This window comes from Demequina aestuarii, from assembly GCF_000975095.1.
In the GTDB taxonomy this organism is placed as follows: domain Bacteria; phylum Actinomycetota; class Actinomycetes; order Actinomycetales; family Demequinaceae; genus Demequina; species Demequina aestuarii.
In genome coordinates this window covers 1-10528 of the sequence record NZ_BBRD01000003.1, presented here as the reverse complement: position 1 = coordinate 10528, position 10528 = coordinate 1, and the positions used below count along the sequence as shown (strand labels likewise).

The window sequence follows — 10528 nt, the reverse complement described above, 5'->3', positions numbered from 1 at the left end:
GATCTCAGGTTGTCGAAGCATGCGAAGCAGCGCATGTCTGGATCACGTGGTGACAAGGGCTACATTCCGATGATGGCCGTGCGGGATGCGGTACGCAATCCGGTTGCGCTCATGCCAGGCACCGGTAGGAATCTCGGGACGACGCAGTACCGTGGTGCAAGCGTGAGAGTTTCCGTTCGCGGGGGCACTCGGCTGGTCACGACGGTGATCCCTCGTGGGCCTGGAAGGCGCTAGGCGATGACACAGCAAGATGACGAATCGTTCCGCGATGCGGCGATGCTTGATCGAGACGCCATCGCCGCGCTGGCGGAGTTCGCCTGGAGGCTTGGGCCTGAGGCCTGGTCGGTGTTTCAGCGCGGCGTCTATCGGGCGGTGCTCGATATCGATAACCCCGCCGACCTGATATATAGGCTTGACCGCGTTCACAATCTCGATCCGGGTTTCGCAGAGTTGGTCGATGAGAACGATGCCATTGGCCGGGGAGTGTGGACACTAGAGCAAATGCTTGAGCGTGCAGCGTATGGAGGTGGCGATAGCGCTCAGTGATCGGGTCGGGCGCTGCGCACGTCGCGCGCGATCGGAGACGCAGGTGATCGGCCGTGGTGTCCCCGTGATGGGAGGAGTGCCGGTCACGTGGCGAAGCGCACGGGGTTTTTCGAGCCGGACTCATGTTGGCACCTACTTCCCGCCGTGGTGATGCGATGGAGGAGGCAGAGATGGCTGGCGCCGATGCGTCGCACGGCTGGGAAGCCGCCCCGGCACAGGTGCGGAGACTTGTGGTCACGCTCCTCGAGAATGCGCAACATCCGCACTACCGAGACTTGGCGACGAGCGCCCGCACGGCCGCGATTGCGGTGCGACCCTCGGACGGTACCCCCCCACGACCAATGGCTGGACGTCCGACTCACCATCGCAGATGGAAGCGAAGTCGTTGTCTCGGGTGACTCGCCCCTCGTCGCAGACTGTATTGCGCGCGACGGCTACACGTATGCGGCGCTCTTCGACCGGGCAGATGGGCCTTTCCAGCTTCAGCTCGACTCCCGCGATCGCAACGAGTCTCCCGCCGCGATTGCCGCGCGATTGGCGACTCGGTGAAGGTACGTTCGGTGCGCCTTGGGCGACACGGAGTACTGTGCTCGCACTTGAAGCGCAAGAAGGCGGCGCTCGCGCGCCGCAGAGAGCGAGCTCTGGGCATATCGAAAGACCCGGTACGGTCGGGTTAAGTTCTCAAGGTACGGGTGAGGTTGCTGTGACGAAGCATTCAAGTGCCGGGACTGGTTCCTACTCTCGTGTGCAACAGTGCCTTGGTAGCGCGGTCGGCCCGCACAAGTTCGTCGCCGACGAACACGGTGGCTACGGCCGGATCGCGGGCGACCTGTGGATCAACGCCTACGTTCATCGTCCGTCGCAGGAGAGCCTTCCCGATGAGGTGGACATCGAGGTGGCGGTGGGAGTCTCGTCCCAGCGGGAGCAGGCATTGGTCTATCTCTCGACCTGGCAGGCCGTTCATCGAGACCTGGCCCGTTACAGGCCATCGGCGCCGGGTTGGCCAGAAGTATCTTGCGACGACTTCGAGAGGGTTCTGCTTCCGGAAGTGGTCGCGTGGAAGGACTCGCGCGACCTCTTTGAGGCGCTGTTCGCGCAGCGGGTTCCCCGAACCGTGGCTTCGCTGGAGCAGATCACGCGACTGCCGCTTGGAGGGTCGCGGTGGCGGCCGAGCTTGGCCCGACGGCCGAGTCTCGCGCGGTCGAGCAGGTCAATGCCGAGGTGTGGCCCGCGGACATCGCTGATCGCCTCGAGTGGTTCGCAGGGCACTTCGGAATGCCCCTCGTCGTGCGCCGATACCCGTCCCCTAGGTGGGCGAAGTGGTGGCCGCGCAAGACGACGTGAGCCGGAGGTTCCTCACCGTGTTGGCCACAGCGGGCACCGTGGTGGACGTGGTGCTCGCCACCGACCCGCTCACCGGTGAAACCGTCGCGAAGCCTCTGACGGAGCTGAGCCTGCATCTCGACCACGAGACGTGGGTCGACGTCATCGTGGCGACCGAGTCGGGCATTGACGCTCTGCGTGCCACCGCGGAGCACCCGTTCTGGGTAGCCAGCGACCGTAACGTCATGGTGCCCGACGGGGTGCCGGTCGCGCCCAGGGGACGATGGGTCAACGCGGCAGACCTCACCGAAGGCGACACGCTCGCGACCGCTGCAGGATCCACGGGCACGGTGCTTGAGGTCCGCCCCTATGGGGCGACACGATGGGCGTACAACTTCACCGTCGCCGACCTCCACACCTACTATGTCGGTGAGAAGCCCCTGCTCGTCCACAATGCGAGCTGTAGCCTCCAGAAGAACAACTTCGTTCGTGTCGGAAAGACTCCCGATCAGAAGTGGCGGGTGTCGCTCGGGCCGGAGCGCAAGCATTGGGCCACGCTCTCGCCCTGGCGCCAGCGTATTCAGCGTTACCACGTTCACATGGAGCGTGCCAAGGGAGGAATCACAAACAACGCCACGGGGACCTCGCGGCGACTCTGGGGGAGTTGGGCAACGTGAAGGCCGCCGACGCAGTCCAGTACCTCGACACGCTCGGGGAACGTTTCGACATCCTCGAGTCGGGACTCCGAGGCGATGTGGCCTACGCGCGACTCGGTGGCGACGTGCCCGGGAGACGCACGGCCGTCGTGAACTCACCCGGGGAGAGATGGTTCGAGGTCGCTGTGGATGATGGATTCGCATATACGGTCTTCGCTGAGGATGTCGACGACTCGGAGGTACGCCAGTTGCTCGACTCGATGGCCGAGTTAGCCACCTGCTATGTCGTCGAAGGCGGAGAGGTCGAGCGCCCGAGATCCTTCTCGCCGAGATTGGCAGTCCAGTGCGGCGGCCAACGTGTGGTCTTTCGCAGAAGTCTCGTAGAAGACCTGAAGAGATTCGCGCAACGAATCTATCCGTCCCGAGAGGCATGAGTCCGTGTCGTAGCGCGCGCTCCGTGGTGCGGCTTCGCCGGGCACGAAACCACGTGGCTCGAAGGGCGGTTGACCCCGGACCATCCAGAACTGATTCCGCTTGTGCTGCTGAGGAGTGAGGTGGCTTCGTGAATCGGTGGCGTCGAGACCGACGGGGGATGGAGTCCGCCGTCGCTGCCGGCGTCCGCGCGTGGATGCTTGAGTTCGCCGATGAGGTGGGTGTCCGGTCGGGCGTCAGGCCCGCCGTCCGCGTGGACGGTGACCTGGGCGACTACTGTGCGTCGTGGACGAGGCCCGATGGCGGCCGCGTGCAGCTATTCGTGGCGAATGATGTCTATGTGGAGCGTCGACGCGCAACCGTGGAAATCGGCTTCGGCGAACCCGTCGAGTCTGCGTTCGTGGTGGTCGAGGGCGGCGCTGTAGTCGAGGTTCTCACCCAAGGTGAGATGGTTCCGCAGGCAAGTCCGCGCCTTGTCGAGAGGTTCCTGGAGTACACCCAACTCGGCTCGGGTTTCGGTCAGCCCCGCTGACTGGGTATGGCCATGTCAGGTTCCTTCTCTTTCGCTGCGGGAGGCGGTCGCGACGCGCCCGCGCCAGGGCCCCAGCTTTCCCACGCTCTGCGTACGGTCTTCGCGGCCTCCCCTGGGCTTGATCTCGCCTGGGACTCGGACGCAGGAGTGTGGTGAGTCGCGGCCAATCCGGGTGTCGCGCAAGAGCGCTGATGGCGCCCTTCGGCGGAAGGCGATGACGAGATCTGGATTGACTCGAACTTCGGCTTCAGGCTCGCGATCGGGACTTCGGTTCGCCAGCCACGAGTGGGTAGCGCGCATAACTCGCCTACCTCGGTTGATACACCCACTGCTGTGGGGCTGGTCCATGCAATTCCCGCCGCCAGTCTATGGCCTCAAGAGCGTCTGAATGGGGCATCGACTTGAGCGGCTGCGTGTCTGAGCGCGTGCCGGGCCAGGCGCCAGATTTCGTTACGGCGGTGTGATGAATCCGTCACGGCGAGGTTCTTGCGCGTTGGGTCTAGGTGCCGGTAGAAATTGCTCAACCCACGAGCGGGATGTTGCCGGTGTTGGCGGCTACGGGGTGGCGGTTGAGGTCTTCTCAGCTCCGCACTATCCGTGGTTTCTTGCTTTTGGGGGTTTCGCTGTGGCGTTCTCTGCTGCCTTGTGGCGCTCGATGGATTTTCAATGTGTGACGGGCCGGTTCGCGGCCGTTGCGGCCGCGTCGACGTTGATGCTGTATGCCGGTGTCGAGGCCGGTCCTGCAGCGGCCGCAGATGCGGACGTCGTCGCCGACGCCTCCGAGGAGTTTGAGTGGGAAGGCGCGACGTCGCCCGATGCTATCTCGGCGTCCGTGCTGGCCCGAATTCGCGGGGCGTTGGTCGAGGATCTGTCGCAGCGCACAGAGGCGTCGCAGACGTTCGCCCTGCCTGATGGCCAGTGGCGGACGGATATCTCAACCGGTCCGGAGTGGGTGCCGACTGGTGCGGACCCCGCGACAGACGAAGGCTGGGTGCGTGCCGACAGTGACCTGGTGCCGAATGGTGCGGGCGGGTTCGCGCCGAAGGCGCATGTCGCGGGGTTGCAGTTCAGCGGCGCCTCCGATGGTCGCACTGAGGTGGTCACCGGTGAGGACGCGTCTGGCGAGCCATTCTCGTTGTGGTGGGACGGAGCCCTTCCTGAGCCGATCGTCGCCGACGACGCGATTCGCTATGTCGATGCCGAACCCGGCATCGATCTGGTGTTCCAGGTCACCGCGACCGGCTATGAGCAGTTCTTCGTCGCCAAGGATGCCGAGGCACTGGAGGACGCCGAGGAGTTGGCGCTCGAGTTCTCCGCTCCAGACTCCGACCTGGTGCGCTCCGGTGACGGGCTGGTCGTGCGAGACGACGACGGGCAGAGTGTCGCGCAGGTATCGGACGTATCGGCCTGGGACGCGTCTTCGGATGCGCTCCACGTGGAGCCGGTCTCCCAGATGGCGCCCGCGCCAGTCGACAACGATGACCCAGAGGCGACGGCTGAGCCTGAGGTGGTTGCTGATCTGAACGAACTGCCGACGATTGTCGACGTGCCCGCGGACGTGTCGGTGAGCGGTGATGCTGCTGAGATTGCGATCGACACGGCAGACGTTCCGTTCGACGAGTCGGCGGACTTCCCGGTGGTGATTGATCCGTCGGCGAACCTGACTGTGTCGTTCGACACGTACGTGTCGGATGCGTGGTTGTCTGATCGTTCGGGCCAGACCGAACTGCTGATCGGCACGGCCAACTCTGGCGCGGACAAGTTCCGGTCGTTCCTCAACGTGAATGTGTCGCCGATTCGGGGCAAGAAGGTCACTGCCGCGACCCTCAAGCTCTACAACCACCATTCCTGGTCGTGCACGGCGAAGGGGTGGGAGGTGTGGTCCACCTCGACGACGTCGACATCGACACGATGGACGAACATGCCGTCGTTGAGCACCAAGTATGCGTCGCCGACGGCGACGAAGGGGTACTCGTCATCGTGCGCCGATGGTTACGTGAGCGCCGACATCACCTCCATGGCGCAGGCATGGTCGACGGGTACCGCGACGTCGAGGGGGCTCGGCATCAGGGCCGCTTCCGAAACTGACAACGCGGGTTGGAAGCGCTTCAACTCCGGTAACGCTTCGTCCAACAAGCCTGTTATCTCAGTGACGTACAACAGTTACCCGAACACGCCGTCGAGCGTGAGGGTTGCCGGCAACGCGCCGGCGGCAGGCGCGACGTTCTACACCAACGACACGACCCCCACCTTCAGTGCCGTCGTCTCGGACCCCGACGGGGGAAGCGTGAAGGGTCTGTTCACGATCAAGACAGGCTCCACCACGACGGTGCCAGGTGCCGCAGGGAAGGCCGTGGCATCGGGTTCCGCGTCGTCCTACACGCCCGCCGCGCTGGCTCAAGGCAAGGCCTATTCGGTCTCGGTGGCCGCGAACGACGGCTCGATTACGTCGAAGTCGTCGTCATCGCCAACCTGGACCGTGTTCGTTGACACGGCCGCGCCAGGCATAGCCCCCATCACGTCGCCGCAATTCTCCAACGGTCAGTGGAGAGCCACTGCGCCGTCGTCGGTGAGCGCCACCCTTGCAGGCACGGACGCGGTGAAGTTCGAGTACAAGATCGACGGCGGCGCGGTGAAGTCGGCCACTGCCTCGTCGGGTAGCGCGACCATCAGCGGTCTTCCCCGCACCAGTGGCGGCCACAAGGTGGAGGCTCGAGCGATCGACCGCGCCAACAACACGAGTGCATGGGTGGTGTTTGAGTACGGCATCGGCACGGTGGGGATCTCTGCGCCTGCGCCCGGTTACAAGACCACCGACCACGCGAAGATCGTCGCGAGTGCGCCACCGGGCGGCAATGGCGCCGTCAAGCGCAACCTGTACTGGAGGGCGAGTGGCACTCCCAACGGCGCTGGCTACTCCGACGCCACTGGTTCATCCGCGGGTTGGACGCGTATCACGGCTAATGCGCCTGCTGAGGTAGCGGCGGGCGTGAACCCTGCGGTGAATTACCTGTGGGACGCGTCGCACGCTGCCACTTCGGCCGGCAAGGAGCGAGTGCCGTTCCTCATGGATGTCCAGGCGTGCTTCACCTACACCTACACGAGCGACACTCTTTGCACCTGGCGCAACGACGAGTCGACGCACGCCACTGTGCTGCGTGTGCCTCACGCGTTCGGCGACAACTTCCCGGTCGCCTCGGCTGGCCCGGGCCAGGTCGCGATGTGGACGGGCGAGTTCAACACGTCGATGACGGACCTCGCCGTTCCGGGGTACACCGGTACGTTGTCAATCTCCCGCACCTACAGCACCTTCGCAGGCGGACGGGAGGACTCGGTCTTTGGTCCGGGCTGGGCACCGAGCTTCGAGGGCTCCGATGTGGGAGCAGCGGGCCTCGCGGTCGTCGATGCGACAGCAGACAACGGACTCCTCATCCTTGAGGATGTCGACGGCTCATACCTGCTCTACCGGCAGGCCGACGGGACCACCGAACCGCAGCAGGCGGGCGAGTACGTGGCGCTCGATGCCGATACCGCGGCGCTTGGCTATCGGCTGAAGCTCACCGGATCGGGCACGGCCGCCCGCCTATCGCTCATCGAGGACGACGGTGTCACTACCACGTGGGCCCACCTGGGTGCTGGAAAGTGGGTCCAAGAGTCCGTCGTGGAGCCCGGTCAGGCGGGTGCGACGACGTTCACGCGAGACGGGTCTGGTCGCATCACGCGGATTCTTGCGCCCGTTCCCGATGGTGTCGCGTGCTCCCCGACGCTGTCGGCCGGTTGCCGCGCCCTCGACATCGCGTACTACACCTCGACGGATGCGGGCACGAAGGCTTTCGCAGGCCGTGTGGCCTCGGCCACGTACCGCGCGTGGGATCCTGCCACCGAGTCGATGGGCTCGTTGGAAGTGGCTCGCTACAAGTACGACGCCTCTGGCCGACTCGAGATCGTCCTCGACCCGCGGTCAGGGCTCGAGACGACATACGGATACTCGGACGCCTCGCAAGCGGGTGTGCCGTTCCTCACAGCCGTCAAGCCAGGAGGCCTCGCTGCGTGGCGCATGCAATACGACACCTCGCCCCAGGGGTCGGGATCGCTCCTGCACGTAAGCCGTGACGGCGCAACCCAAGGCGCGCCGCAGGTGACCATGTCGCGCTACATCTACGGCATCGACATGACCGCCGCCCCGTCCGGGGTTCCGGACGCCATCGGGGCCGTTCAGGCGTGGGGTCAGGCTCGTACCCCTGCTCTGGGATTCGCGACTTTTGGTCCGGGCGAGGACCCAGGGACCAACAGCGCATCGGCCGTGGACGCCGCCGCGTGGAAGAACGCGAACCTCACCTTCACCGACGTCGAGGGTTACACGCTCAACACCGCAGAGTTCGGTGCTGGCGAATGGCTGTACACAGCCACCGAGTTCGATGACGGCGATCGTGTGGTGCGGAGCCTCGACACCGCTGCGACGGAGTACCTTCTCGAACAGTCCTCCCTCAACGACGGTCAGCCTGCAGCCGAGGAGATCGTCAACGCGGTCGCGACGATCACCCGCTACAACGACGACATCGTCGCCGATGCGAACCTGACATGGGAAGGCGGCACCATTGCCGCGGGCACCGTGATCGTCCCCGCCGGAACGCTGGTGACCGACACGTGGGCTCCCGCGAGCGACGACGCGGGCAACGGTCTCGCCCGCATCCATACCCAGTTCACCTACGACGAGGGTGCGCCCAACGGCGGGATCAACCCGAAGTCTGGGCAGCCGTTCAGCCTGGTCACGACGACGCGCGAGTTCAAGGCAGCCGAGTCGTCAGGGCACTGGGAGCTGTCGGAGCCGCTTGCCACAGGTGAGCCGTTGCTGTCGGAGTCGAAGGCGGGTTACGACCCAGTCGACGGCGTGTCTGCGACCGGGGACACGTCTGGGTGGATGCTCGGCGCGGAGACGACCACGACACTGGTGATGCCTGATGCTGCCGACAACATCGTCTCCAAGACCCGGTACGACGCGCTCGGTCGGGTGGTGGAGTCGCGTGCGCCTGGCGCCAGCGGCAGCGATGCCGGCACGGACATCGTTGTCTACTACACGGTTGGCGCGAACCCCAATGACGAGGCGTGCGGGAACGTACCGCAGTGGGCGGGCCTTCCTTGCGTGACGCGTTCTGGCGAGGCGAGACCGACTCTCCCCGAGAACCGCACCACGGGCTACTCGATGTTGCTGGAGCCCACCACCGTGGTGGAGTCGCTGGGACAGGTCACACGCACGTCGACCACCACCTACCTGGACGATGGCCGCACGTCGCGCACGTCGCTCGTCGTGACGGGGCTCGCGGACTCCACGCCGCTTGCTGACACGCGCATCGAGTACGACGCTGCGACCGGCCTGCCGCTGGCGACGGTGGAGCTCGACAGTGCCGGCAGCGAGACCTCTCGTGTGTCCAACGCAAGCGACCTGTGGGGGCGCAACACGTCCTACACCGACCGTGATGGAGCGGTGACCTCCCACGGGTTCGATGCGGCCGGCCGTTTGCACACGGTGACCGACCCACACCGCACCGTCACCTACACCTACGACGGCACCGACGCGCTGGGACGCGAGGAGCACCGCGGGCTTGCGACGACGATGACCGTCGCGGGTGCCGGGACCTTCACTGCGGCGTATGGTGCCGCGGGCGAGATGCTTCGCCAGCAGATGCCCGGCGGTTTGACGCAGGTCAACACCTACTCGCTCACGGGCGAGGCGGAGTCGCTCGCCTACGTCTCCGACGACGGAGATGGCGGCGAGGTCCCGCTGATTGCGTGGACTCAGGTCAACGACCTGTACGGCCGAGTGGCGTCGGAGACGACGCCGACGACGGGCCAGGGTGCGGATCTCGTGACGGAGTTCGGTCGCAGCTATGTGTACGACCGCGCCGATCGGCTCGTCAAGGTCGACGACCGCACTGCCTTGCTCGGCGAACTTCTCGACGAGGACATGACCGATGGCACGGCGACACCGTGTGTGACGCGCGCCTACGACTTCGATGTGCGGGGCAATCGTCTGGCGCGGTCGACGACTGTGTCCGGCACGGATGGCGCTTGCGGCTCGGGCACCTCGTTCACCGATGCGTGGAACTATGACGATGCCGACCGGGTCCACACGGGCGCGAACGGTGTGGCGTCCTACGTCTATGACGCGTTGGGCCGGCAGACGCTGGTGCCGGCGATCGACTCCCCGATGGGAGCCGCCGCTGGCGATCTGGGCATCGCCTACTTCGACAACGATCTGGTGCGGTCGCTCTCGCAGGATGGCACGTCCACGGTGTTCGGTGTCGACACGCTCGGAAGGCGTACCGATGCGGTGTCGACGTCGGCGTCGGGAACGGTCACGCTGTCTCGCCACTATGGGGATGCGACCGACAATCCGGCGTGGGTGACGCGCACCGATAGCGCGGGCACGAGCCTGTCGTGGTACGGCTCGTCGCTGGGTGGCGATCTGGGACTTGAGATCACCGACGGTGTGGTCACGCTGCAGATCGCCGACCTGCACGGTGATGTCGCGACCGGTTTGACGCTTGACGAGTCCGGCGCGGTGGTCGAGGTGGGCGCGTTCGCTGACTTCGACGAGTACGGGCGGGTCCTGACCGTTCAGCCTGATACGGGTGCGGTCACGTATGGCTGGTTGGGCGCGAATGAACGTGCGACCGATGCGGCCACCGGCATGTTGTTGATGGGGGTGCGGCTGTACAACCCGGTCACCGGTCTATTCACGTCGGTGGATCCGGTGCCTGGCGGCAACACCACGGCATATGCGTATCCGCAGGATCCGGTCAACAAGTACGACCTTGATGGGCGTGCCTGGGGGTGGCTGAAGAAGGCTGCCAAGGCCGCGAAGGTCGTGGCGAAGGTCGCGGAGGTGGCCTCGTTCATTCCCGGCCCGATCGGCATGGTCGCGGCGGGTGTGGCCACGGCCGCGCATCTGGCGACCGGCAACTACAAGGCGGCCGCGGCAGCCGCGATCGGTCTGGTGCCTGGCGGCAAGCTCATCGGCACGGCGGCCAGGCTCGCT

The 10528-nt window shown here is 65.5% G+C and carries 6 protein-coding genes; all 6 read left to right on the top strand.

The features are described from left to right. Window positions 1-237 precede the first annotated feature (237 nt). Window positions 238-546, top strand: coding sequence for a hypothetical protein (locus tag AOP72_RS13105; protein WP_062138128.1), 309 nt, complete (start codon window positions 238-240; stop codon window positions 544-546). 1161 nt (window positions 547-1707) lie between these two features. After that, window positions 1708-1890, top strand: coding sequence for a hypothetical protein (locus tag AOP72_RS13100; RefSeq protein ID WP_062138125.1), 183 nt, complete (start codon window positions 1708-1710; stop codon window positions 1888-1890). 47 nt (window positions 1891-1937) lie between these two features. Beyond that, entirely contained in the window at window positions 1938-2546 is a 609-nt protein-coding gene (locus AOP72_RS13095; protein WP_193746442.1) for a polymorphic toxin-type HINT domain-containing protein, read from the top strand. Then, window positions 2543-2959, top strand: coding sequence for a hypothetical protein (locus tag AOP72_RS13090; protein WP_062138120.1), 417 nt, complete (start codon window positions 2543-2545; stop codon window positions 2957-2959). The genes AOP72_RS13095 and AOP72_RS13090 overlap by 4 nt, the downstream gene beginning before the upstream one ends. 158 nt (window positions 2960-3117) lie before the next feature. Beyond that, the gene (locus AOP72_RS13085; protein WP_062138117.1) at window positions 3118-3489 is read left to right on the top strand and encodes a hypothetical protein; all 372 of its coding nucleotides are present in this window, start codon (window positions 3118-3120) and stop codon (window positions 3487-3489) included. A gap of 655 nt (window positions 3490-4144) precedes the next feature. Next, window positions 4145-10528: DNRLRE domain-containing protein (locus AOP72_RS13080; RefSeq protein WP_193746441.1), on the top strand; the 6384-nt coding region annotated here is incomplete at its 3' end.